The 24,581-nt window shown below is 70.0% G+C and carries 24 protein-coding genes; 9 read left to right on the plus strand and 15 right to left on the minus strand.

Translation table 11 applies throughout. The annotated features are described in order from the left end of the window. The first annotated feature begins 36 nt into the window (after positions 1–36). A complete protein-coding gene (locus QRN27_RS11180; protein ID WP_285042305.1) occupies positions 37–744 on the plus strand; it encodes an NAD(P)H-binding protein in 708 nt (235 codons plus the stop codon). Here QRN27_RS11180 and QRN27_RS11185 read toward each other — a convergent pair. Beyond that, positions 732–1,721 carry an aldo/keto reductase gene (locus tag QRN27_RS11185; RefSeq protein WP_285042306.1) on the minus strand — a complete coding sequence of 330 codons (990 nt, stop codon included), beginning with the start codon at positions 1,719–1,721 and terminating at the stop codon, positions 732–734. The two genes, QRN27_RS11180 and QRN27_RS11185, sit on opposite strands and share 13 nt — an antisense overlap. Before the next feature lie 145 nt (positions 1,722–1,866). Here QRN27_RS11185 and QRN27_RS11190 point away from each other — a divergent pair, with 145 nt between their 5' ends. After that, positions 1,867–2,520, plus strand: a complete 654-nt coding sequence (locus tag QRN27_RS11190) for a GNAT family N-acetyltransferase (protein WP_285042307.1) — start codon at positions 1,867–1,869, stop codon at positions 2,518–2,520. A 128-nt stretch (positions 2,521–2,648) separates the two neighbouring features. Next, on the plus strand, positions 2,649–3,431 hold the full coding sequence (locus QRN27_RS11195) for a glucose 1-dehydrogenase (RefSeq protein ID WP_285042308.1): 783 nt from the start codon (positions 2,649–2,651) through the stop codon (positions 3,429–3,431). A gap of 10 nt (positions 3,432–3,441) precedes the next feature. Here the strand turns inward: QRN27_RS11195 and ctlX are convergent, their stop codons facing one another. Together ctlX and ocd are read right to left on the minus strand one after the other, a co-directional pair. After that, positions 3,442–4,419 carry a citrulline utilization hydrolase CtlX gene (gene ctlX / locus QRN27_RS11200; protein WP_285042309.1) on the minus strand — a complete coding sequence of 326 codons (978 nt, stop codon included), beginning with the start codon at positions 4,417–4,419 and terminating at the stop codon, positions 3,442–3,444. A 7-nt stretch (positions 4,420–4,426) separates the two neighbouring features. Next, positions 4,427–5,455 carry an ornithine cyclodeaminase gene (ocd, locus tag QRN27_RS11205; protein ID WP_194668472.1) on the minus strand — a complete coding sequence of 343 codons (1,029 nt, stop codon included), beginning with the start codon at positions 5,453–5,455 and terminating at the stop codon, positions 4,427–4,429. A gap of 162 nt (positions 5,456–5,617) precedes the next feature. Here ocd and QRN27_RS11210 point away from each other — a divergent pair, with 162 nt between their 5' ends. Then, positions 5,618–6,049 (plus strand): Lrp/AsnC family transcriptional regulator, encoded by a 432-nt coding sequence (locus QRN27_RS11210; protein ID WP_056010076.1) that lies wholly within the window; start codon positions 5,618–5,620, stop codon positions 6,047–6,049. 2 nt (positions 6,050–6,051) lie between these two features. Here QRN27_RS11210 and QRN27_RS11215 read toward each other — a convergent pair whose 3' ends face one another. The 3 genes from QRN27_RS11215 to QRN27_RS11225 form a co-directional block, all read right to left on the minus strand. Further along, positions 6,052–8,616, minus strand: coding sequence for a polynucleotide kinase-phosphatase (locus QRN27_RS11215; RefSeq protein WP_285042310.1), 2,565 nt, complete (start codon positions 8,614–8,616; stop codon positions 6,052–6,054). Further along, entirely contained in the window at positions 8,613–10,016 is a 1,404-nt protein-coding gene (locus QRN27_RS11220) for a 3' terminal RNA ribose 2'-O-methyltransferase Hen1 (protein WP_285042311.1), read from the minus strand. Before QRN27_RS11220 ends, QRN27_RS11215 begins: the two co-directional genes overlap by 4 nt. A gap of 70 nt (positions 10,017–10,086) precedes the next feature. Continuing rightward, a complete protein-coding gene (locus QRN27_RS11225; protein WP_285042312.1) occupies positions 10,087–10,566 on the minus strand; it encodes a hypothetical protein in 480 nt (159 codons plus the stop codon). Positions 10,567–10,643: 77 nt separating this feature from the next. On the opposite strand from QRN27_RS11225, the gene QRN27_RS11230 reads away from it, so the two are divergent. Further along, a complete protein-coding gene (locus QRN27_RS11230; RefSeq protein WP_285042313.1) occupies positions 10,644–11,525 on the plus strand; it encodes an endonuclease/exonuclease/phosphatase family protein in 882 nt (293 codons plus the stop codon). Positions 11,526–11,562: 37 nt separating this feature from the next. Beyond that, positions 11,563–11,964, plus strand: coding sequence for a RidA family protein (locus QRN27_RS11235; protein ID WP_285042314.1), 402 nt, complete (start codon positions 11,563–11,565; stop codon positions 11,962–11,964). A 12-nt stretch (positions 11,965–11,976) separates the two neighbouring features. Here the strand turns inward: QRN27_RS11235 and QRN27_RS11240 are convergent, their stop codons facing one another. The 4 genes from QRN27_RS11240 to QRN27_RS11255 are packed head-to-tail and all read right to left on the minus strand — an operon-like array spanning position 11,977 to position 17,042. Continuing rightward, entirely contained in the window at positions 11,977–12,720 is a 744-nt protein-coding gene (locus QRN27_RS11240; RefSeq protein ID WP_285042315.1) for a YoaK family protein, read from the minus strand. Positions 12,721–12,768: 48 nt separating this feature from the next. Next, the gene (locus tag QRN27_RS11245) at positions 12,769–13,737 is read right to left on the minus strand and encodes an acetylxylan esterase (RefSeq protein ID WP_285042316.1); all 969 of its coding nucleotides are present in this window, start codon (positions 13,735–13,737) and stop codon (positions 12,769–12,771) included. Between the two features lie 41 nt (positions 13,738–13,778). Next, entirely contained in the window at positions 13,779–14,561 is a 783-nt protein-coding gene (locus QRN27_RS11250; protein WP_285042317.1) for an IclR family transcriptional regulator, read from the minus strand. 54 nt (positions 14,562–14,615) lie between these two features. Continuing rightward, positions 14,616–17,042, minus strand: a complete 2,427-nt coding sequence (locus QRN27_RS11255) for an FAD-dependent oxidoreductase (protein ID WP_350224095.1) — start codon at positions 17,040–17,042, stop codon at positions 14,616–14,618. Positions 17,043–17,125: 83 nt separating this feature from the next. Here QRN27_RS11255 and QRN27_RS11260 point away from each other — a divergent pair, with 83 nt between their 5' ends. Continuing rightward, the gene (locus QRN27_RS11260) at positions 17,126–18,475 is read left to right on the plus strand and encodes an MFS transporter (RefSeq protein WP_285042319.1); all 1,350 of its coding nucleotides are present in this window, start codon (positions 17,126–17,128) and stop codon (positions 18,473–18,475) included. A 64-nt stretch (positions 18,476–18,539) separates the two neighbouring features. On the opposite strand, the gene QRN27_RS11265 is transcribed toward QRN27_RS11260, so the two are convergent. The 3 genes from QRN27_RS11265 to QRN27_RS11275 form a co-directional block, all read right to left on the minus strand. Beyond that, positions 18,540–18,914, minus strand: a complete 375-nt coding sequence (locus tag QRN27_RS11265; RefSeq protein WP_285042320.1) for a hypothetical protein — start codon at positions 18,912–18,914, stop codon at positions 18,540–18,542. A gap of 86 nt (positions 18,915–19,000) precedes the next feature. Next, positions 19,001–19,420: a DoxX family protein gene (locus QRN27_RS11270; RefSeq protein WP_285042321.1), complete on the minus strand. Its 420-nt coding sequence runs from the start codon at positions 19,418–19,420 to the stop codon at positions 19,001–19,003. Between the two features lies 1 nt (position 19,421). Continuing rightward, positions 19,422–19,943, minus strand: coding sequence for a GNAT family N-acetyltransferase (locus QRN27_RS11275; RefSeq protein ID WP_285042322.1), 522 nt, complete (start codon positions 19,941–19,943; stop codon positions 19,422–19,424). A gap of 81 nt (positions 19,944–20,024) precedes the next feature. On the opposite strand from QRN27_RS11275, the gene QRN27_RS11280 reads away from it, so the two are divergent. After that, positions 20,025–20,564, plus strand: a complete 540-nt coding sequence (locus tag QRN27_RS11280; protein WP_285042323.1) for a hypothetical protein — start codon at positions 20,025–20,027, stop codon at positions 20,562–20,564. Positions 20,565–20,661: 97 nt separating this feature from the next. Continuing rightward, positions 20,662–21,075, plus strand: coding sequence for a peptidoglycan-binding domain-containing protein (locus QRN27_RS11285; RefSeq protein ID WP_285042324.1), 414 nt, complete (start codon positions 20,662–20,664; stop codon positions 21,073–21,075). 66 nt (positions 21,076–21,141) lie between these two features. Here the strand turns inward: QRN27_RS11285 and QRN27_RS11290 are convergent, their stop codons facing one another. Next, a complete protein-coding gene (locus QRN27_RS11290; protein WP_350224096.1) occupies positions 21,142–23,244 on the minus strand; it encodes an alpha-galactosidase in 2,103 nt (700 codons plus the stop codon). A 7-nt stretch (positions 23,245–23,251) separates the two neighbouring features. After that, a complete protein-coding gene (locus tag QRN27_RS11295; protein WP_285042325.1) occupies positions 23,252–24,574 on the minus strand; it encodes an ABC transporter substrate-binding protein in 1,323 nt (440 codons plus the stop codon). Between the last annotated feature and the right edge of the window lie 7 nt (positions 24,575–24,581).

Below are 24,581 nucleotides of genomic sequence, written 5' to 3' on the forward strand. Positions count from 1 at the left end.
CTAATGGTAGGTTGATCGACAACGGAAGGACCACCCATGACGCCACCGATCATCCCAGCCACCGCCGCGAGTGAAGAACCGCTGCCGCGCGTCTTCATCTTCGGGATCTCGGGCCGGGTCGGGCGACTCCTCGCGAGCCGCCTCCGCACGCGAGGGATGACCGTCTCGGGCCTCACGAGATCGTCGCAGCAAGCCGCCGCCCTCCAAACCGACGGCGTGACGACCGTCTCAGGGGAGCTCGCTCTCGCCGGCACGGAGGAGATCGCGGCGATGGTCTCGGGCTTCGACGTCGTCGTCTTCACTGCCGGCTCGAACGCCGGACACCCGGACGTGACGGACGCCATCGACGACGCCGCCCTCGGCCGCGTGTCGGAGGCGCTCAGCGGCACGCGGACGCGCCTGATCCTGCTCTCCGTGCTGCCCGAAGCGTGGCGCGAGCGATCACTGAGCGACGAGGAGGAGCACTACTTCGCGGTCAAGAAGCGCGCCGAGGTGGCGCTCACCCGCGAACCGATCGACTGGATCATCCTGCGACCGTCCCTGCTGACCGACGGCCCGGGTCGGGGAACGGTCGCCCTGGGGCCCGCCGAACTCCACGACGAGATCGCGCGCGAAGACGTGGCTGCGGTCCTCGAAGCACTCGTCCTCGAGCCGACCATCAGCCGACGGATCCTCGAACTGAACGAAGGGCCGACCGCCGTCACCGAGGCGGTCGGCCGCGTCGCTCGCTCTTACCAGGCGTAGGCCTCCGGCGCCTGGCCGCCCGGGCCAGGGAACAGCTCGTCGAGGGCGGTGAGGTCGTCCTGGCTCAGCTCGATGTCGACCGCGGCGACCGCGGACTCCAACTGCTCGACCGTGCGCGGTCCGATGATCGGGCCGGTCACGCCGGGCTGGTGCAGGAGCCACGCGAGCCCGAGCGACGCCGAAGACCACCCTCGGTCGGCGGCGAACCGGTCGTACTGCTCGAGCTGGTCCTGCTGCTTGGCGCGAGCCTCCGTGATGCGGGCCTCGCCGGATCGCGCGCCCTTGTCGGACGAGCCACCGCTCAGCAGACCACCGGACAGCGGCGACCAGGGCAGGATGCCGAGGCCGTAGTGCTGCGCCGCAGGGATGACCTCGAGTTCGATGGAGCGCTGCGCGAGGTTGTAGAGCGACTGCTCGCTGACGAGACCGAGGAAGTGCCGCTGCTGCGCGACCTCGTTCGCCTGCGCGATGTTCCAGGCGGCGAAGTTCGAGCTACCCGTGTAGACGACCTCGCCACGTGCAACGAGCACCTCCATCGCCTGCCACAGCTCCTGCCACGAGATGTGCCGGTCGATGTGGTGGAACTGGTAGAGGTCGATCCGGTCGGTCTGCAGGCGCCCGAGCGAACCGATGGCCTCACGACGCACCTGCCACGCCGACGCACCGCGGGCGTTCACAACGTCCGAGCCGTCGTCGTTCGGCGCGACCATCGGCGAGTGGACCTTCGTGGCGAGGACGATGTCGTCGCGCACGCCCGGCCGGGCCGCGAACCATCGGCCGATGATCTCCTCCGTCGCCCCACGGCCCGCGCTGCCGCCGTAGGCGTTCGCGGTGTCGAAGAAGTTGACGCCGAGCTCGAGTGCCCGGTCCATGATCGCGAACGAGTCCTCCTCGCTCGTGCGGTCACCGAAGTTCATGGTGCCGAGCACGATCCGGGAGACCGACGTCCCCGTGCGTCCGAGGTGCGTGTACTTCATGGGTGAGCCCTTCTCGTCGTCGAACGGGGCCGCTGACCGGCACCGCGACGAGTGTCGCACCGACGCCGGGCGCCGTACACCGGCTCGACAGCTCGACCCGGACCGGCTACAGCGCTATCCGGTGTCCGACAGGTAGCGTGGGCGGATGCTCAGCCTCACCGACGTCTGGCCGCTGTTCGGCCTCGAGATCCGCACGCCCCGCCTCGTGCTGCGCCAGGTCCGCGACGAGGACCTCCCCGGCCTCGTCGACGCCGCCCTCGCCGGCATCCACGACCCGGACGTCATGCCGTTCTCCACACCCTGGACCGACCAGCCGCGCGAGCAGCTCATGCGTGAGACCGCCAAGCACCTCTGGACGCAGCGGGCCGGCGTGACCCCGGCGGCTTGGACGCTCAACCTCGCGATCCTCCTCGACGGCGTGCCGATCGGCCTGCAGGACGTCGGCGCCCGCGACTTCGCCGTCACGCGCTCGGTCGGCAGCGGATCCTGGCTCACGCAGTCGCAGCAGGGCAAGGGTCTCGGCGTCGAGATGCGGGCAGGCATGCTCCAGTTCGCCTTCGACCACCTCGGCGCGCATGTCGCGGTGTCCGACGCCGCTGTCTGGAACGGTGCCTCGCTCGGCGTCTCGCGTCGGCTCGGTTACCGGGACAACGGCGTGCTCCGGTTCGTCGGGCGTCCGGGCGAGCTCGTCGAGTCGCAGGGCCTCCGGGTGACCCGCGAGGAGTTCGTGCGTCCCGACTGGACCGCGACGGTCACCGGTCTGGAGGCGGCACGGCCGATGCTCCTCGGCGAGGACTGATCGCCCTCCGCGAACGTCGGGGCCCTGCGGCGGGTGCATCTATCCAACAGATGTACGTTTGAAGGACTGTCGCTGATGCGACGGGCACGGTGTCCGCCGGAGCGACAGGCTCCTGGAAAGGTCACACCATGAATCGCTTCTCCGACCGCGTCGTCCTCATCACCGGCGGTGGCTCCGGCCTCGGACGTGCAGCAGCCGTCCGACTCGCAGCAGAAGGCGCCAAGCTCTCCCTCGTCGACATCTCCGAGGCCGGCCTCGCCGCGACCGTCGAGGCCGTCACCGAGTCGACCCCGGACGCCGAGGTCATCACGACGATCGCCGACGTCTCGACGGAGGAGGACGTCGACCGCTACGTCACCGAGACGACTGCGCGCTTCGGTCGCATCGACGGCTTCTTCAACAACGCCGGCATCGAGGGCAAGCAGAACCTCACCGAGGACTTCACCGCCGCCGAGTTCGACAAGGTCGTCTCCATCAACCTGCGCGGCGTCTTCCTCGGCCTCGAGAAGGTGCTGAAGGTCATGCGCGAACAGGGTTCCGGCATGGTCGTCAACACGGCGAGCGTCGGCGGCATCCGCGGCATCGGCAACCAGTCCGGCTATGCGGCTGCGAAGCACGGCGTCGTCGGCCTCACGCGCAACTCCGCGATCGAGTACGGCCAGTACGGCATCCGCATCAACGCGATCGCCCCCGGCGCGATCTGGACGCCGATGGTCGAGAACTCGATGAAGCAGCTCAACGCCGAGGACCCGCGCGGCGCTGCCGAGGAGTTCATCCAGACGAACCCCACCAAGCGGTACGGCGAAGCCCCCGAGATCGCCTCGGTCGTCGCGTTCCTGCTGAGCGACGACGCGAGCTACGTCAACGCCACGGTGGTCCCGATCGACGGCGGTCAGTCCTACAAGTACTGACCGGCAGCGGTCACGATCGGGCGAGCTGAGAGCCCGACCCCGGTTCGGACACCGTCGCTGCTGGTCGCCGGTCCAGATGGACCCCGGCGATCATGCAGCGGACGGAACCGCCCGCGAGTTCGATCGTCGGGACGTCCAGCGGGAGGATCCGGCAGCTGCGCTCGATGACCGCCAGCTGGTCCGCGCGGAGGCTCTGGACGGCCCGGCTCGAGATCGCCAGGAGCCGCTCCCCCGATGCCGACCGCAACTCGATCGCATTGCCCGCGAAATCGCAGACCTGCCCGTAGTCGAGGTCGACGATCGTGCGCCCGTGGGCGGTCAGCCGTTCGACGACCTGATCACGTCGCGCGGGCGAGGCGATGAGGTCGAGTCCCACGAGCGCGAACTCGGTCGCCACGCCCATCATGACGTTGGTGTGGTAGATCGGGACCCCGTGCGGGTCGACGGCGTCGAAGACGAGCGGTTCGTAGCCGAAGTTGGTGCAGAAGCGTTCGAGCGCGATCGGGTCGGCCCGGTGCGAGCGGGCGACGAACGCCACCCGCGCCGCGTGGTCGAGCACCATCGCACCGGTGCCCTCCAGGAACACCTCGTCGAGTTCGAGCCCCGAGTAGTCGATGACGTCCTGCACCCGGTACTCGCGTTTCAACATCTCGACGATGTCCCAGCGACGCTCGCGACGACGGTTGACCGCGTACATCGGGTAGACGGCGAGATGCCCGCCGGCGTGTGTCGACAGCCAGTTGTTGGGGAACACGCTGTCGGGTCGGTCGGGGTCGTCGTCGTCGAAGAGGTGCACCCGCACACCCGCGGCGTCGAGCGCATGCGCGACCCGGGTGACCTCGTCGAACGCGGCGTGCGCCACCCCGACGGCCGCAGCCGAGGGGACGCCATCCGCCACCTGGAAGACATTGTCGACCGCGGTCAGCGGGTTCGGTGTGAAGCGATGCGGCCGGATGAGGACGACGGCCGACGGCGCCTGCACGGACATGTCGGACTCAGCCGACCGGTGAGAGCGCGCCGACGAGGCCGAACAGGTCCTTCGGGTCGTCGGGGGCCGCGACGAGGTCGATCTCCTCGAAGTACTCGCTGCCGTCGACGGCGTCGTTCAGGAACCGCAGCGCCGTGAAGTCCTCGATCGCGAAGCCGACGGAGTCGAACAGGGTGATCTGCTCCCGGGAGGTGCGGCCGGGGACGGCGCCCGTGAGCACCTGCCAGAACTCGATCACCGGGAAGTCGGGCGCCATCTGCTGGATCTCGCCCTCGATGCGGGTCTGCGGCGGGAACTCGACGAACACATCGGCGCGGTCGAGGATCGACGCCTCGAGCTCCGTCTTACCCGGGCAGTCGCCACCGATCGCGTTGAGGTGCACGCCGGGCTCGACGAGGTCGTTCGTGAGCACCGTGGCGAGGGCCTTGTCGGCCGTGCAGGTCGTGATGACGTCGGCCCCGGCCACGGCGTCGGCGGCGCTCGTCCCGATGACGACCTCGAAGCCGAGCGGCTCCAGATTGCGCGCGAACTTGTCCATCGCGAGTGGGTCGACGTCCCAGATGCGGACGGTGCTGATGCCCAGCGCGGCCCGCATGCCGAGCGCCTGGAACTCGGCCTGGCTGCCGGCGCCGATGAGCGCGTGGACGGTGGAGTCCGGCCGGGCGAGGTGCTTGGCGACCATGCCTGACGTCGCGGCGGTGCGGAGCGCCGTGAGGAGCGTCATCTCCGCGAGGAAGGTCGGGTAGCCGTTGTGCACGTCGGCGAGGACGCCGAACGCGGTCACCGTCTGGTAGCCGCGCGCCGGGTTCGAGGGGTGGCCGTTCACGTACTTGAAGGCGTAGGTCTCGTGGTCGCTCGTCGGCATGAGCTCGATGACGCCGAACGGCGTGTGGCTCGCGACGCGAGGGCTCTTGTCGAACGAGGGCCAGCGACGGAAGTCGGCCTCGAGGTAGCCGATCATGCCGGCGATGATGCGCTCGGGGCCTCGGTCGGCGGTCCAGCGGACCATGTTGCGGACATCGACGAAACGCGTCATGACGTTCCCTTCCAGACGGAGTCGGGCTCGGAGCCGGCCGGAGCGGAGTGCTCCCGACTGCTTCGAGCCTAGGTTTCGTCGATCTGCACTCTCTACGCCACCTCTGCGCGATTTGTGCACAGGTTATGCACAATGTGAGTAACGTCGTTGTACATTGTGTGCATGGCGGCACTCGACGATCTGGACCGACGGCTGTTGGCCGCGCTCCGAGCCGACGGCCGCGCATCGGTCGCGAGTCTGGCCAGATCACTCGACGTCGCCAGGGCGACCGTGAACAGCCGCCTGGAGCGACTCGTCTCCTCGGGCACCGTCGTCGGGTTCTCCGTCCGGGTGCGCGACGAACTCGACCCGGGCACCATCCGCGCGATCGCGTTCATCGAGGTCGAGGGCCGCACCACCGATCACGTCATCCGGCAGTTGCGCGGCTTCCCCGAGATCAGCGCGCTCCACACGACCAACGGCGGTTGGGACCTCGTCGCGGAACTCCGCACCGAGACCCTGACCGACTTCGACCGGGTCCTCGGCGGGATCCGCCGCATCGAGGGCGTCGTCAACAGCGAGACGAGTCTCCTGCTGAGTTCCGTCCTGCGCTGACCCTAGAGGCGCGGGTCGATCGGCTCGGACTCCATGGCGAGGACACCGAAGACGGCCTGGTGCACTCGCCAGGTCGGTTCGCCGGCGACGAACCGCTCCACCGCCTCCACACCGAGGGCGTACTCGCGCAGCGCCATCGAGCGTTTGTGCCCGATGTCGCGATCCCGGAGTCGCGAGAGGTTCTCCGGCTCGGTGTAGTCGGGCCCGTAGATGATCCGCAGGTATTCGCGCCCGCGCACCTTGATGCCGGGCTGGGCGAGCGACTTCCCGCCCCGGAGCAGGCCGGCCGTCGGTTTCACGACCATGCCCTCGCCACCCGCGCCGGTGAGCTCCTCCCACCAGGTGGTCGCAGCCTCCTCCGACGCCGGCGAGGTGAGGTCGACCTCGATCGACCGCGTCCGGCGGATGAGCTCGGGGTCGGCGTCAGCCAAACGGTCAGCGAGCGAGAGGTGCCAGGTGTGGTCGCGACCGAGGTGACTCGTCCCCGTGGACGCGAGGAGCTGGAACGGCGCGAGCTGCACACCGTTCAGGCCGTCCGAGGGCGCCGTGTACGGCCGGTAGGCCGCGACATACGCCTCGGCGTTCTCCGCCCGTCGACGCGTCCGGTCGAGCAGTCCGGTGACGTCGACACCGGTCGCCGCAGCCTGCTCCAGCACGCGCACGGCGGCCGGGACCGCCGCGGTCGCCGCTGCACCGACTGAGGCGTACTGCTCGCGGATCATGCGCTCCGCCTTGATCGACCATGGGAGCAGCTCGCCGTCGAAGAGCAGCCACGAGGCGTCGAGTTCATCCCACAGGCCGGCCCGCTCGACGGCGGCATCGAGCCGGGTCAACAGCTGCTGCGTCGTGGCCTCGTCGAAGAACGGCCGACCGGTGCGGGTGTGGACGGTGCCGCGCCAACCGGCGGGCGCACCGAAGGGAGCCGGGTCGCGCGTGAGCAGGACCACGGCGCGGGATCCCATGTGCTTCTCCTCGCACACCACCCGGTCGAGCCCCTCCCGGCGGTACGCCTCGAACGCCTCGGCCGGGTGCTCCAGGAGGTCCTTCCGCTGCGAGGTGCTCGGTGGGCTCATCGTGGGCGGCAGGTAGACGAGGCGGCGCGGGTCGATCGCGTAGCGACTCATCACCTCGAGCGCGCCCGCCGCTGCGTCCTCGCGGACGCCGACCCGGCCCGAGACCCGGGTCTCCACGATCTGCTTGCCGAGGACGTCGTCGATGCGCAGCAACCCCGGGTCCCGCTGTTCGCCGGCGGGCCCCGTCGGTCGGCCGAGCGGCACGACGGGCTCGTACCAGACCTGCTCGGCCGGGACGTCGACGACCTCGCGCTCCGGCCATCGCAACGCACTCAGCTTGCCGCCGAAGACGACGCCGGTGTCGAGGCACATCGTGTTGTTGACCCATTCGGCCTCGAGGGTCGGCACGTGCCCGTAGAGGACGGTCGCCTTGCCCCGATAGTCCTCCGCCCACGGCAGGCGGACGGGCAGGCCGTACTCGTCGGTCTCCCCCGTGGTGTCGCCGTACAGCGCGAACGACCGCACACGCCCGGAGGCACGCCCGTGGTACTGCTCGATCAGTCCGGCGTGCGCGACGACGAGCTTCCCGTCGTCGAGGACGAGGTGGGCGACGAGTTCACGGCAGAAGCGCTCGACCTCGTCGCGGAACGCCGCCGGCTCCTCGGCCATCTGGGCGAGCGACTCGGCGAGCCCGTGCGTGGTCTGCACCCGCTTGCCCTGCAGTGCGCGGACGAGCTTCGACTCGTGGTTCCCCGGCACCGCCAGGGCATGTCCGGCGCCGACCATCCCCATCGCGAGGCGCAGCACGCCGGGGGTGTCGGGCCCGCGGTCGACGAGGTCGCCGAGGAAGATCGCCCGTCGTCCCTCGGGGTGCGCCGCGTCGACCGGACGCCCTTCGGCGTCGCGCTCGATGACGTACCCGAGCTTCGTGAGCAGCGTCTCGAGTTCACTCCGGCAGCCGTGGACGTCGCCGATCGCGTCGAACGGGCCGCGCTCCTGACGGCGGTCGTTGAGGAGCGGTTCGCGGACGAACGACGCCTCGGCGATCGCGTCGACCCCGGACAGGACGTGGACCTTCCGGAACCCCTCCTTGCCGAGGTGCCGCAGCGACCGCCGCAGCTGGTCCTGCTGGCGGGTGATGACGGCCGACCCGAACGACCGGTCCTGGCGAGCCTCGTTGCGCTCGATGCACACCCGCTCCGGGACGTCGAGCACGACGGCGACGGGCAGGACGTCGTGACTGCGCGCCAGGTCGATCAGCGACTTCCGCGAGGCGGGCTGGACGTTGGTCGCGTCGATGACGGTCAGGAGTCCGGCGTCGAGACGACGGGCTGCGACGTCGCGGAGGGCGGCGAACGCATCGGCGCTGGCGGCCTGGTTGTTCTCATCGTTGGACACGAGCCCGCGGAAGAAGTCGCTCGAGAGCGTCTCGAACCGGCCGAAGTGCTTCGCGGCGAAGGTCGACTTGCCGGAACCGCTGACACCGATGAGCACCACGAGGGACAGCTCGGGGATCGGGAGCGGCGCCACGTGAGGCTGTTCGAGGTCGCTCATGAGATGCCCTTCCGGAAGATCGCGAGCTGCGTCGGCGAGCCCAGCTCTGGGTCGACGTCGCCGACCGTGCGGTACTCGATGCCGTAGCCGTACCGCTCAGCCGCAGCGGCGCACCAGCTCGCGAACTCCTGTCGGTCCCATTCGAAGCGGTGGTCGGGGTGCCGGAACCCGCCCGCCGGCAACGAGGGGTAGAGCGCGTTGTACTCCCGGTTCGGGGTCGTGACGATCACCGTCTCGGGAGCCGCCGCGCCGAAGATCGAGGCTTCGAGTGCGTCGAGGCGCTCGGCGTCGATGTGTTCGACGACCTCCATGAGGGCGATCGCGTCGAGGCCGTGCAGCCGGGAGTCGGCGTAGGTCGCCGAGGACTGCAGCAGCTGGATGCGTTCGCGGACGCGGTCGCTCGCATCGCGGAGCCCGAGGCGTTCCGATGCGGTCGTGAGGGCGCGGGCGGAGACGTCGGTGCCGATCACGGCGGTGAACTGCGGATCCGCGATCAGGCGGGTGAGGAGGGCGCCCTCGCCGCAGCCGACGTCGGCGACCGAGCGCGCCCGGACGTCGGCGAGCGCCTGGAGCACCGCTTCGGCGCGGAGGCCGGCGAGCGCCGGGGAGCGTGTCGCACGCGTGGCCGCGGCACCCTCCTCGCCTTCGGTCCCCTCCACCGAGGCTTCCGGGTCGAGGAGCGCCTGCGCTTCGGTGAACAGCCGTGACTGGTGCGCGAGGTAGCGCTTCGTGATCAGGTCCCGATCGGGGTGGTCGGCCAACCATCCTTCGCCCGCGCGGAGCAGCTTGCCGACCTCGTCGTCGGACACCCAGTAGTGCTTGGCGTCGTCGAGGACGGGCAGCAGCACGTAGAGCTGGCGGAGTGCGTCCGAGAGCCGCAGGTGTCCGGTCAGTTCGAGGTCGACGTAGCGCGAGTCGCCCCAGGCGGGGACCGTCGGGTCGAGCGGGATCGCCCGTTCGGTGACGTCCCAGCCGAGCGGGCTGAACAGCCGCGTCGCCAGCTGGTCCAGGCCTCGCGACGGTACCGCCGCGACCGTGAGCGTCAGCGGCAGGGCTGCGGCGGCGAGCTCGGGGTGGGACTCGCTGCGGCCGGTCATGGCGCTGCGGAACACCTGCCCGAGCGCAACGGCGACCATCGACGACGACGCGTACGGCCGGTCGTTCACATACTGCGAGAGCGAGGCGATGTCGCCGCCGCCGAAGCGCTTCTGCCGGACGAGCGCGATCGCGTCGACCTCGAGGAGCAGCGCGATGGTGCACCGTTCGTCGGTCGCCTCGGGGTAGAACACGTGGGCGCGCCCGACGCTGAGGTCGAAGCTCTGCGCCCGCGCGGGGTGTTTCCGGACGAGGTGGCCGAGGTCGGCGGCCGACGGCGCGGTCGAGGTGATGGTGACGAGCAAGGTCCATCCGTCCGGTCGGCGTCGAGGTTCCTGAAAGCCTAGCGGCGGTCGTCCTGAGCGGGACCGACGATCAGCCGCCGAAGAGCTTGCCGAAGAACCCCTTGCGCGGCTGCCAGCCGGCCGCGGTGAGGGCGTCGATGACGGGCTGCTTGACCTCGTCGGTGGTGAAGTCGTAGCCCATGAAGTGGCCGGTCGTCGTGCCGTCTCGGTCGGTGGACTGCGCGATCGGTGCGACGCCCCGCCCGAAGGTGAAGGTCTTCTGCGGCCCCGACTGCCAGGTGCGCTTCGTGGAGAGGCCGTCGAGCCCGAGCGTCGTCTTGGAGGACGAGGACTCCTCGTGGAACTCCCACTCGCCGTCCTCCGGGTGCAGCTCCACCCGCAGCTCGTACTCCGCGCTGAACATCCCCGCACCGAGGAAGCCGAGCCACCGCTGGTCGGCGTACCGCCAATGGGCGACCACGCCGTCTGGCGTCGGGTCGTAGATGAAGGGGAGGTCTTCGCTGTTGAGGGCGAGGATCCGGGCCTGTGCATCGCGGAGGTCGAAGGTCATGGGGTGAGTCTAGGCAGACCGACGCGCCGACGACATGGGGACAGCTCCCCTTCATCCACCTCCCCTACGCTGACCGGGTGAGCGAAACCATCCTGGCCCGGCACATCCTGACCGTCATGAGCTACAACATCCGCACCGCCGTCGCCCAACCCGGTCACGAGTGGGTGGACCGGGCTCCGCTCGTCTCGCAGGTCATCGCCCGCAACGGGCCCGACCTCCTCGGCCTGCAGGAGGTCCGTGGGAACCAACTCAGCGACCTCCTCCCCGACCTCACCGAGTACGACTGGTTCGGGCAGGGTCGCGACGGCGGCACCGCGGGCGAGTACGGGCCGGTGTTCTTCCGTCGCTCACGGTTCGAACGGCTCGACGCCGGCGACTTCTGGCTCTCCGGCACCCCCGACGCCCCCGGCTCGAACACCTGGTCGTCGCTGCATGCCCGGTTCGTGACCTGGGTGCGGCTGCGGGAACGAGAGACCGGGGACGAGCTGGTCTTCGCCAACACGCACCTCGACCACGAGGCCACGCCCCATGGCGACGACGTCCGGACGAAGAGCGCCGAACTCATCGCTGACCGCTTCGCCGAGGTGGACACCCCGATCCTCCTGACCGGCGACTTCAACACCCCGCGCGGATCCGAGGCGCACGTCGCCTTCGAGCGAGCCGGGTTCGTCGACCTGTCGCCGGCGGCTGACGGCGACGACATCGGCACCTTCCACGGGTACGGCCCGCAGCGTCCCGGGAACGCACGGATCGACTGGGTGCTCGGCCGTTCGGGCGCACCCGGCCCGCACGCCAACCTGGTGCCGATCGACACCCTCGTCGACGATCAGCCGCCGACCTCCGAGGCGAGCGACCACTTCCCGGTGGTCATCCGGGCGCAGCTCGCGCGCGGAGCCCGGCTCGCCGCCGTGGCGGCCGCATCGATGCCGGGCGACGCCGCCGGGCACGATGGAGCGTGAGTCGCCTCGCGACCGAACCGCACCACGAGGAGGAACCATGTCCGTCGTCAGCCTGATCCGAGCCGAGCAGCTCTCCGATGCGGCCGAATACGCCTACGCGTCATCCGTCCCGGCGAGCGCGAAGCTGCTGTTCCTCGCCGGGTCATGCCCGCTGAATCTCGACGGCTCGACGGCCGCCGTCGGTGACGTCGCCGGGCAGGCGGCGAAGTGCGTCGAGAACCTCGTCATCGCCCTCGAGGCTGCCGGGGCGACCCTCGCCGACGTGGCGAGCACGAGGGTCCTCGTCGCCTCGTCACAGCAGTCCGACCTCGTGAGGGCGTGGGAGGTCGTGCGCGCGGCCTTCGGCGATCACGACGTGCCGTCGACGCTGCTCGGCGTCACCGTCCTCGGCTACGACGATCAGCTCGTCGAGATCGAGGCGACCGCCGCGATCGCCTGAGCGGGTCGCCGCTCAGCGCGCTTCCTGGCCAGTCGTCGCCGAGGGCGCGAGCCGGAGGAGCACCAGCCCGACGATCGACGGGACGAGGGGCAGTGCCGCGCCGAACACCGGGTCGACGCCGGTGAGGAGCGAGCCGCTGAGGGCGCCGGCCACGAGCAGCACGATCGCACCGATGCGGATGAGCTGGTGGTCGACCACGCCGTCGGCGAGGTTCTGCATGAGGCTGGTGAGGGTGCCGGTCACGAAGGTCGTCGTCACGCCGGACCGCTCGATGCGACGCGCGACGGCCGTCTGCCCGGCCATCGCGAGCGTGGACAGGGCGATGAGGACGCAGACCACGGGCATCGTGCGGTGATCGGAGGACACGATCCACCCGATGAGGACACACGACTGCGCGACCACTGCACCGCCGAGCACGAGGACGAGCCGGTGCTGCGGCGCCTCCGGCGTGGTCCGCTCGGGGGCGGTGACGAGCCTCGTGAATCGGAAGGCCAGGAACGTGCCGACGGAGAACAGCAGCACCGCGACCGACGCCCCGAGGAGGACCTCGGCGAAGTCCGGCCGGCTCGTGAGTCCGGCGAGCACGAAGTTGCCGGTCATGTTCGCGGTGAAGACGCCGCCGAGCTGGAGGAAGGCGAAGGCGTCGGTCGCCCCGGCCGCGAACGAGAGCACGAGCGCCATCGCCGCGATCATGCCGGCCCGAGTCCGACGCCGGGCGGCCTGCAGGGTCTGATCGGTGCCGTCGGTCTCGCTCACGTGCACATCGTCCCACGACCGTCCGCCCGGAGGCGGGCGGACGACGCGTCAGACGAAGAGGTCCGCGAGGTACTCCAACTGCCGCTGCTGCTGCACCGGTCCCCCACCCTCGTGCCCGTTGTACGGGTACACGGCGATGTCCTTCTGCGCACCCGCGTAGTGGTTGAACGCCGCGTACACGGTCGAGGGTGGGCACACGGCGTCGCACAGCGCGACCGAGAAGAGCGTCGGGGCTGTCGCCCTCGCAGCGAAGTTCGTCGCGTCGAAGTAGGAGAGGATGCGGAACACCTGCTCTTCCTGGCCGCGACGGCTGATGAGGAACGTCTTCAGCTCCGCGAACGGGCTCGCGTCGGTGATCTGGAGGGCACGCCGGTAGTGCGACAGGAACGGGACGTCGACGAGCGCGCCGGCGAGGCCCTCGCTGAGCCCGGCCGCGGCGAGCGCGATGCCGCCGCCCTGGCTGACCCCGGCGACGACGACGCGAGCCGGATCGACCTCGGGGAAGCTGCGGACCACGTCGACGGCGAGCGCGGCATCCGTGAACACCCGGCGGTAGTAGTACGTCTCCCGACTGTCGAGCCCGGCGCTCATCTTGCCGGCGACTTGGGGTCCACTGCCGACGGGGTCCGCGGTCGCGCCGGGCAGGTTCGCGCTGCCCTGACCGCGGGTGTCCATCACGAACACGGCGTACCCGGCGGAGGGGAGCATCGTCCACTGGTGGGCGAACCCGCGGCCGCCGCTGTAGCCGATGTAGTGCACGACGCACGGGAGGGGGCCGGTCGCACCCGCGGGACGGATGAACCAGCCCTTGATCGGGTCGCCGCCGAAGCCGGAGAAGGTGACGTCCTCGACGATGAGACCGGTCAGCTCGGGGTTGGAGCGCTCACGCTGCGTCGGCTGGGCGAGCGCATGCGCTTCGGCGATCGTGTCGGCCCAGAACGCATCGAAGTCGGCGGCCTCCTCGCGGTCGGGCAGGTACTGCTGGAGCTGGGCGATGGGCAGGTCGAATTGCGCCACGGGTCACCTTCGGTTCGTGAGATCGGATACGGGAGGACGGGTCAGGAGGACGGGATCGCGGAGATGAGTCCGAGTCCCACACTGATGCGGTCGGCCACCTCGATGAGGTCTTCGGTGAGTACGTCGAGATCGCGTTCGCGCATGAGGCTCAGGCGGCCGGAGATGGAGATCGCCGCGACCACTCTGGCGTTCGCGTCGCGGATGGGCGCCGCGATGCCGAGACGCCCCAGCGCGAGCTCCTGGTCCTCGGTGCAGACGCCGCGTTCCCGAGCCGCCGCGAGCTCGGCGACGAGCGCCGCGTGCTCGGTGATCGTGTTGGCCGTGTAGCGGGCGAGCGGTCCCTCGCCGAGCAGCGCTCGGAGGCCGTCGGGGTCGAGGTCGAGCAGGAGGCACTTGCCGAGTGCTGACGCATGCAGCGGCTGTCGGAGCCCGATCATGGAGTGCGACTTGGGGGCGAGCGCGCCCTCGAAGTGGCAGAGGTAGATGAGGCTCAAGCCGTCGAGGACCCCGACGTTCACACTGAGGCCGATGCGCTGGGCGAGCTCCTGCGCCGGCGCGCGGGACTCGCGGTGCACCGGGTTCTGGTTGAGCCCCTCGCTCGCCAGCGCGAGGATCGTCGCACCGATCGCGTACGACGGGCTGTCGGCCGACTTGGACACGTAGCCGAGCTCCTCGAGGGTGCCGAGGAGCCGGGCGGTCGTGGAGGTGCCGAGGCCGGTCGCGCGCGCGATGTCCGACGCTCGCAACGGCCCGGTCGTCGAGGCGCCGAGGACGGCGAGCACCGATGCCGCACGACCGATGCCCTGCTGGATCTCGCCTGCCACGGGTCCTCCACGGTGTCGCTGTCGGTTCGGGGGTCCGGCCTCGGGAGGCCGTGTTCAGCGTAGCGGTCGGGCTCGGCGCGGCCGGGTGATGCGCCCGCTCGGCTGCTCGAAGACCTTCACACTCGCGACGCTGACGTACGGCGAGCCGTTCGTGGCCGTCACGACGAGTCGGAGCGCGTCGATCCGCACGGGTTCGACGTCGTGGATCCGGTGTCGGTGCCGGTTCCCCTCGACCTCGGCCAGGACCGTCCACGCGCCCTCCGCCGCGCCCGCCGATCGCACCTCGAGCAGGTAGGCCGCGACGAGCTCCGGCACCGCCTCGAAGTCGGTGCGGTGGTGGTGCAGGTTGATGAGATCGGCGTCCACGTCGTCGTTGAAGACGATCCGGACGGAGGCCACGTCCACGGGCTCGTCCCACCGGAGGGTGAGGACCTCGGGTTCGGCGACCAGGTCACGGCCCTCGTCGAGCCGGCCGGAGGACCACAGGTGGGGGCCGCCGTAGGGGCGCTGGTAGCCGTCGAGCACGCGCTCGGGTCGGTACGCCGTCGTGGCCCCGCCCGCCGTCAGCGCGACGCTCCGACCCCGGAGCTTCCGGGCGTTCCAGTCGAGGATCGCCTGGTCCTGCTCCTCGGGGATGTGGTCGTCGAACACCTCGTCCGACGCGTGCCTGGCCGTCAGGACGAGGAGCCCGTAGGGGTGGCCGTCGGTGAGCAGCAGGCTCACGTCGGGGTTCGCGCGGACGACGACCACGGCGTTCTGCTCCACCTCGGGCGTCCACCCGAACCGGACGGTCGCCGGGACACCGGTTCCCGCGGCGACCTCCACGGAGCCGTCGAGGAGGTGCTCGACCGGGACGGCGTTCTGGCGCTTCCCCGCGCTCCACAGTTCGACGCGGAGGGTCGTGTCGTGCGCCGCGTCGACGAGCAGGGTGATCTGGTCCAGCGTCGGGGCGACCGGGACGAGGATCGCGACGTCGCGGTCGAGGGCGAACCGCTGGCCGTCGCCGAGGTGCTCCAGCGTCGAGATCGTGTCGAGCGCGCTCGACGCGGAGACGGTCGCGCGCGGAGCCAGGTCGTCGGGGTCGTCGACGGTGACGCCGATGACGGGGGCGTCCTCCCGGAGGAGGGTGCGCTGCAGGAGCGGCAGCGCCTCACCGGCGAGCCCACGCGGGGTCAGGCCGTCACGGGCGATGAGCGCCGCCGCCGTTCCCACCGCCTGGCCCTGGGTCGCGCAGGTGGCCATGACCCGCGTGGACCCGAACGCGACGTGCGATGCGGAGATGTTGCGACCGGCGAAGAGCAGGTTGCCGACGTCCCGTGAGTAGAGGCTGCGGAACGGGATGCCGTAGGTGCCGTTGCTGAAGCGCTGCTGCGCGCCGGCGGTCTCGGCGTAGACGCCCTCCACCGGGTGCAGGTCGATCGACCATCCACCGAAGGCGACGGTGTCCTCGAAGTCGACCTGGTCGAGCAGGTCCTGCTGCGTGAGGGTGTGGTCGCCCAACAGCCGGCGGTACTCGCGCTTGCCCGGGATCGACCCGACCCACTCGAGCGTGAGGGTGTCCGCGTCGAACTCGCCGGAGTTCTTGATGTAGTCCCAGATCCCGAAGACGACGCTCCACAGCTCGTCGCGGATCTGCTCGTTCTCGGCGACGGTGTCGAGCTCGCCACCCCACTCGATCCACCAGTAGTTGCAACCGTTGTCGCCGGTGCGGATGATCCGGTTCGTGAGGATCGGGGTGTCGCGGATGTCGCGGGCGATGTCGGGGGCGACGAAGCGCTCGGGTCGTCCGGTGTCCTTCGTGTAGAAGAAGATCGAGCTGCCGAGGAGCTCGTCATCCGCCGCCTCGGGCGCCCAGGGTTCACCGTGCTCGGCGCGGCCCTCCCGACCGATCCGCGAGGTCGCGCCGGCGAGATGGCCGACGAGTCCGTCGCCCGTGCAGTCGATGAAGACCGGCGCGACGAACTCGGTCTCGATCTCGCTCCCCATCGTCCAGCCGGTGACGGACGCGATCCGCGGAGCGTCCGCTGACTCCGCTCCCGTCGCCTCGGCCATCGTGACGATGCGGACGTCCGTGTTGAGGTGCAGCTGCACGTTCGGCTCGGCGCGCACGAGGTCGAGGACGGTCTGGTCCCAGTAGAACGGGTTGCCCTCGGGGTTGCGGTACTGGTTCTCCAGGAAGAGCTCGCCCATGATGCCGGTCTCGCGGGCGAACCGCTGATGGCCGTGCGCCGTCGCCCCGACGACCCACACGCGCACCTCGCTCGAGGAGTTGCCCCCGAGGACGGGCCGGTTGGTGATGAGCGAGACCCGGGAACCGAGGCGGGCGGCAGCGACGGCGGCGGAGACCCCTGCAAGACCTCCGCCGATGACGACGACGTCGGCGGACTGGGTGCGGTGCTGCATGGATGTCACTCCTTCGTGATGCGTGATCCTGGAAACCGTCGGACTGGTATCGACCTGCGGCACACCCCACGCTACCATTCAGCGGTACGAGTTTCCCATTCAGTGGGTATGCTACGTCAGCAGGTGAACTTCCAGACACCCCGACAATGATGTGAGGACCGATGGACGACAGCAGGACACAGACCGAAACCCTGGCGGAGGCCGCCGCGCACAGCGCGCAGACCCCCTACGACGACGCGGAGCGCTCGCGACGCATGCGGAAGGTCATCTGGGCCGCGGGAGCCGGCCACTTCGTGGAGTGGTTCGACTTCGGGCTGTACGGCACCCTCGCGACCGTCATCAGCCTCAACTTCTTCGAGCAGGGCAATCCGCAGGCGGCGCTCCTGTCCGCGTTCGCGGTGTTCGGAGCCGGCTTCGTGATGCGCCCGCTCGGCGGCCTCTTCTGGGGATCGCTCGGGGACCGCATCGGACGCAAGACCATCCTCGCGACGGTGATCCTCGTGACGTCCGGGGCGACCGTCGTCATGGGTCTCCTGCCGACGTTCGACATGATCGGCCTGTGGGCGCCGATCCTGCTCGTCATCGTCCGGCTCGTCCAGGGCTTCGCCGCCGGCGGCGAGAGCTCGGGCGCCACCACGCTCCTCGCCGAGTACGCCCCCTCCAATCGGCGTGGCTTCGTGACGAGCTTCATCGACGTGTTCGGGTTCGCGGCCTTCGTCGTCGGTGCGGGTCTCGTACTCCTCTTCACCTCGACACTCGGCGCCGACGCACTCAACGACTGGGGCTGGCGCGCCCTCTTCTTCCTCGCACTCCCCCTCGGGCTCGCTGGGCTCTACCTGCGGAACAAGCTCGAGGACACCCCGGAGTTCCAGGCGATCCAGGCCAAGGGCGCCGTCTCGAAGTCACCGCTGCGGACGTCGTTGCGCACCTCGTGGAAGGCGCTGCTCTTCTGCGTCGGCTTCGTCGTGATCAAGGCGGTCGGCCACTGGATCCTGCAGACCTTCATGCCGTCGTACCTGCAGACCGACCTCGGGTACTCGCAGCCGCTCAGTTACGGCGTCACGGTCCTCGGGCTCCTCGCGATCGCGATCCTCGTGCCGTTCATGGGCCTGTTGAGCGACCGCATCGGACGCAAGCCGGTGATGATCGCGGGCTGCGTCGGGTTCCTCGTCCTGACGTACCCGACGCTGATGCTCATGAGCGCCGGCAACTTCGCCGCCGCCGCCGTCGCGATGGTCATCCTCGGCGTGTTCATGGCCGCGTACGACGGCGCGTCGAGTGCCGCGATGGCGGAGCTGTTCCCGACCAGCATCCGCTACGGCTCGATGGCGATCGCGTACAACCTCTCGGTCGCCCTGTTCGGCGGGATCACGCCCTACTTCGCGACGTTCCTCATCGCCTCGACCGGCAACCGCTTCGCTCCGGCGTTCTACGTGATGGCGGCGGCACTCATCACGCTGATCGTCGTGCTGCGAGCCCGGGAGACGGCCAAGCTGCCGTTGCCGCGCTGATCCACCCACGCAAACGCCGGCGCCGACCCGAGGGTCGGCGCCGGCGTCGTCGTGCGGGGACGACTCAGCGGGCGAAGTCGCGCAGGTCGAGGTCGGGGTCCTCGAGGACGTCGGAGGTCTCGATGGAGTCACGCGGCTCGTACGTCGCCGTGGAAGGACGGATGTCCTCCAGGTAGCCCTGGAGGCGGTCGCGGCCTTCGCTGAAGTCGGGGACGTCACCGTTCCAGCTGTGCGGCACGGACAGGACGTCGTTCCCGAGTCCGATGACGAGCTGCGCGGAGGCTGGGCCGTCCTCGTCGCCGTCGTGCTCGACGACGATCGGGATGGTGACCGCTTCAGCGCGGCCTCGCTTGGCCAGTTCGGCGGTCAGCTCGACGAGGAGCCCCGCGACCTCATCGGTGGTCACGACGTTCTCGCCGGCGTAGGTAATGCATCGCATGCTTCAACCCTGCCGGAGGGTACCTGGAAACCAGGGCCCCTTGACAGGCGACCGGGGTGGATGACTAGGCGAGCTAGCGACCCGCCTCAGCGTGCGGTGTCGCGGTGGCGTCGCTCCCGCCACGCGCGCCAAGCGCCGGTGGACCACAGGGCCCAGACCACGAGGACGGGCTGGAAGACCAGACGAACGGCGCGGGCGACGTCACTGTCGAGCCCGAAGGCATCGGTTCCGCGGATGAACTGCTCGATGTTGCCGGGGAACACGGCGACGAAGAAGGCGGCCACGACCCAGCCGACCACCACCCGATAGCGGGCGAGCACGATCAGCGAGAGGCCGAGCAGGATCTCGACGACTCCTGACGCCAGCACGACGAAGTCGACGGGCAGCGGCAACCACTGCGGCACCTGGGCGACAAACGACTGCCGGGCGAAGGTGAGGTGACCGACACCGGCGAAGACGAGTGCCGCCCCGAGGAGCCAGCGGGCGAATGTGCGGACGACGCCCATCTCAGTTCGCCGCCGTCACGGCGTACTTGAAGCCGCGGTGCGAGCCGACGAAGCCGAGGCGTTCGTAGAAGCGGTGGGCGTCGACCCGGGCCTCGTCGGACGTCAGCTGCACGATCGAGGATCCCGTCGCCGGAGCCGCGACGTCCGTCACCCACCGCATCATCGCCGAACCGACGCCCCCGGACCGCAGCGCGGAGGAGACCCGCACCGCCTCGACGAGCAGTCGGGTGGAGCCGCGTCGGGACATCCCGGGGATCCGCGTCAGCTGCATCGTCGCGATCACGGTGTCGGAGGCGTCGACGACGAGCAGGATCTCGTTCGACGGGTCGCCGATGAGGTCCGCGAGCGCGCGCTCATAGGCGGGCAGGTCGCTCTCCTGGGCCTGGTCGCCTCGTGCGGCACTGATCGGGTCGTCGGCGAGCAGCGACATCAGGGCGTCGAGGTCGCCGAGACCGGCTCGACGTAGGACGAGCGTCTGCTCGCGGGCGGTCAGGGTGGCGGGGAGTTCGAGTGCAGCGATCACCACCCCAGCCTCCCACCTCCCGCGACCTCGCGAGACGAAGCCGGACCGGCACGGGTGGCCGTGATCTGCGAGAGTTGACGGGTGAACTACGACCTCAGCGCTCCTGCTCGCCGCGACATCAAGGGCCTCACGGCCGCCATCGAGTCGGCCGAGGACACCGCTTCACTCCAAGCGCGCCTGAGTGTCCCCCGGTACGGCGTGTTCGACCTCGTGGGCCGGGCCCGCCGCTCGCCGATCATCGGCGGCCTCCTGCTGGCGGGGACGGCGCTCGATCAGAACGGCAAGCCGACGAAGCCCCTGCAGGTGCTCGAGACGATCCCCGAGCTGGACCCTGTCGACCCCGACCCAGGATCAGTCGCCGCCCAGCTCGCCGAACTCTCCCACGGCGACCTCGTCACGGTGCGGTTCTCCGACGGCGCCTACGGCGACTTCGGGGTGACCGGCATCGCCGTGTGGTCCGTGCCCGGCACGACGTTCCTCGTCGGCGGCTGGCTCATCGGGGAAGCCGGCGCTCCGGCCCCTCGGGTCACCGAGCTCGTGCGCCTCGCGCCGGTCGGCGACCACCCGTGGCCCGTGCCGGCGCAGATCACCGTCGTCGGTGAGGACATCGGCATCGACTGACCGGTGACGCCGGTCGGATGGGCACTCCTCCCCATTCGGTGTTCGACGCGCTCGACCTACGCTCGTGATGTCCGAGCAGTCGAACGAGAGGAACATCATGACCACACGAACGATGCGCAGCAGGATCGCCCTCGCGGGTGCCGCCCTCGGCCTCGCGATCGCCGGCTCCCTGGGCGGTGTCGCAAGCGCCGCTCCGGCGTCCGCCGCCGGCCAGTGCGTCGAGTACCAGTACTCCGTCGGCGGCGACGGTGGGTGTGTCGCCAACATCCAGACGCTCCTCAACGCCTTCGGGCCCAGGATCCCCGGCGGCGTGTCCAACCTGGAGGTCGACGGACAGTTCGGCGACCAGACGCGGGCAGCCGTCGTCGCCTTCCAGACGTACTGGGGCATGCAGGTCGACGGCGTCGTGGGCGCCGAGACCTGGCACATCCTCTGCGCGCCGCAGATGGGACCCGGTCCGGTCGACTGGTTCCCCTACGACGCGGCTCGCGCCTCCGGCTGCAACATTTGACCGAAGCGCACATGATCGAGGACTCCCTCGCCCACGGTTGGGCGAGGGAGTCCTCGTCCGCCGCGCCTACTCCGCGTCGAGCGTGAAGAGCTGCGCCTGCTCGGGGGCGAGGAGCGGCATCGCGATCCCGACCTCGGCCAGCGCGCGGCCGGTGAGCACGATCGACCCCTCGGCCAGCCACGTCGGCGGTGCGTCCTGGATCGACCGGGCGGGCGCACCGAGGTCGAGCGGGCGGGCGCGATAGAGACGCTCGGGATCGAGGCCCGGCACTCGGAGCGGCGCAGGAACAGCCGTCCGAGGTGCGGCGAGCGCCACCTGCGCGACGATCGCGGACGAGCGGTCCTGGGCGATCACCCCGTGCGCCTGCAGCGCGGGGTCCGCACCGTCCATGCGGACGACGGTACCCGTGTGCAGCAACGGCCGGAGGCGCTGGTAGTGGCCGATCCACGCCGCGATGAGGTCGAGCTCGTCCTCGCTCGCCTCGTTGAGGTTCCACTCGATGCCCGCACTCCCGAAGAGGGCCGTGGCGAGCCGGAACGCGAGGTCCGACGTCCGCCAGGTGGTGTGCGAGCGGGCTGCGCCCAGGTGTCCACCGAGATACTCCGGCGGGATCACGAGGCCGGTGTACCGCTGGATCGACTGGCGCTCCAACGGGTCGTTCGTGTCGCTCGTCCACACCCGCTCGACACGCTCCAGGATGCCGAGATCGATCCGCGCACCACCCGAGGCGCACGACTCGATGTCGACCCCGGGGTGCAACGCCCGCACCTGGTCGAGCAGCCGGTAGAGCGCCGCGGTCTGCCGGTGCGCCGAACCGCCGAGGAGGTCGCGGTTGTGATCCCACTTGAGGAACGCGATGTCGTACTCGGTCAGCAGCGCATCGAGACGGCCGAGGAGGTAGGCGAACGCGTCCGGGTGGTCGAGGTCGAGCACCCGTTGGAAGCGCCAGGTCGGGGCGTCCGGGTGCCCCAGCACCCAGTCCGGGTGGGTGCGCGCGAGCTCGGAGTCGGGGTTCACCATCTCGGGTTCGACCCACAGACCGAAGTCCATGCCGGCACCGGTGACCGCGTCGATGAGCGGCGAGAGCCCGCCGGGCCAGCGTTCCGGGTCGACGAACCAGTCGCCGAGTGCGCGTCGGTCGTCGGTCCGGCCGGTGAACCAGCCGTCGTCCAGCACGAACCGCTCGACACCGACGCGTTGCGCCTGCTCGACGAGCGACAGCAGGGTGGTCAGGTCGTGGTCGAAGTACACGGCCTCCCAGGTGTTCAGCACCACGGGGCGGGGCTTCGTGATCGTGCTCCAGGAGCGGATCCAGGGGTGCAGTCGCGCGGAGACGCCGTCGAGACCCGCGTCGGAGTAGACGGCGACCGTCCACGGCGATTCGTAGCGCTCGCCAGGCGCCAGGACGACCTCACCGGGGGCGAGGAGTTCGCCGGAGCCGGTGGCGGCTGGTCCGAGCGCCGAACGCTCGGTCCAGAGCACCTGGTCACCGCTCCAGGCGAGGTGGGTCGCCCACACTTCACCCGTGCGGAAGCCGAAGCCGGGCGCGCCGACGACGGACAGGAAGGCGGCGTCGTGCCCCGGCCGACCGTGACGGTGTTCGCGGGTCCAGGCGCCCTGGCCGAGGCGGTGACGCTGCGGCGTGCGCTCGTGGGTCCAGAGGCCCGTGAAGTCGAGGAGCTCGGTGGCACGGTCCGGGACCGGCAGCACGACGGCGAGAGCATCCACGGCGAGCGGCCGGTCGACCTCGGCGTCGTTCCGCACCGCGTGCCGGACTCGCAGCACGCCCTGCGGGGTCAGCTCGATCGTCGAGACGACCGTCACGGCGGCGCGCTCGTCGGACGTCGTCAGGATCAGGGAGGTGTCGGTGGCTTGCTGGTCGAGCAGCCGCAGCGCGAGCAGGTTCGACGCATCCGGTCCGCCCGACCGGTGCACGCCGACGCCCGGACGGCCGCTCCAACCGTCGAACACGGTGGGCAGCAGGCTGAGTCGCGGCGGGGCGTCGATGGACGACGGCGGGATCGCGGGCGTCAGGCCATCGGCGAGTGCGGAGAGGGAGTCGGCGGCGAGTGCGCCGACATCGGCTCCCCAGTGGAGGATGGTGGGCACCTCCGTGCCACGGGCGTCGACGATCAGGCTGACGCCCGCGGCACGAAGGTGATGGATCACGGTTGCACTACTCCTTGACGGGGATGGACTGCGCCTTCAGGGCGTCGATCGTCGCCGACTGGCCCTTGGTGAGGGCGTCGAGCAGGGTGCCGTTGCCGGACACCGCCGCCTTGAAGCCGTCGGACACGTCGTTGTACGTCTGCGTCATCGTCGGACCCCAGGCGAAGTCCTCGGACACCTCGGAGGAAGCCTCCGCGAAGACATCGTAGATCGGCTGCCCGCCGTAGAAGTCGACGCCCTCCTTGAGGACGGGGAGGTTCAGGCCGTCCTTCGTCGCCGGGTAGATGTTCGCGCTCTTGTTGAGCATGGTGAGCGCCTCATCGGAGGTGTTCAGCCACAGGGCGAACTTCGCAGCCTCGTAGGGGTGCTCGGAACCGGTGAAGACCGCGGTGGACGAGCCACCCCAGTTGCCGGCGGCGGACTCGCCCGCCTTCCACTGCGGGGCCTTCGCGACGCCCCACTTGCCGGCGGTGTCGGGAGCACCGGAGGCGATGGAGTTCGCACCCCAGACCGCCGAGTTCCAGGTCCAGGCGGCGCTGGAGTTGTAGGCGTTGTCCCACTCGGTCGTCCAGGTCGGCACGGTCGAGACGAGGTCCTCGTCGATCAGGTCCTGCCAGTAGTCGGCGACCTGCTTGGAGGCGGGGTCGGTCAGGTCGACCGTCCAGTCGCTGCCGTCGTTCTTGAACCAGCTGCCGCCGGCCTGCCACACGAGACCCGCGAACTGGTTGATGTCACCCTGCGAGAAATTGGTGATGTAGGCACCGGTGGCGCGCACCTGCTTCGCGGCCTCCTTGTACTCGGCCCACGTCGTCGGGATGGCGATCCCGTTCTGCTCGAAGAGGTCGGCACGGTAGAACATGGCCATCGGGCCGGAGTCCTGCGGGACCGCGTAGACCGAGTCGGACTCGCCGAGCGAGACCTGGCCCCAGGTCCAGTCGACGAAGTCGTCCTTCGCGGCCATGACCTCGTCGCACGCACCGAGGTCCATGAGGCCGTTCTGCACGCGGAAGTTCGGGAGGGCGTCGTACTCGATCTGACCGAGGTCGGGCGCGTTGCCGGCCTTCAACTGGTTGAAGAAGTTGTGGTACGTGCCGCTGTTGCCGTTCGGGCCGGTCTGGACCTTGACCTGGATGTCGGGGTTCGCCTGGTTCCAGACGTCCACGACCTCCTCGATGCCGGGGATCCAGGAGGTGAAGCTGAGGTCGACCTTGCCCTCCGCCGGGGCACAGGACGCAGCAGCACTGCCGCCGTCCGACCCGGTGGAGGAGCAGCCGCTCAGGACGACGGCCGACAGCACTGCTGCGACGACCGCTGTTCTCTTGAGGTTCATTGCGAAT

It is taken from the genome of Plantibacter sp. LMC-P-059a (genome assembly GCF_030209505.1).
Taxonomy (GTDB): domain Bacteria; phylum Actinomycetota; class Actinomycetes; order Actinomycetales; family Microbacteriaceae; genus Plantibacter.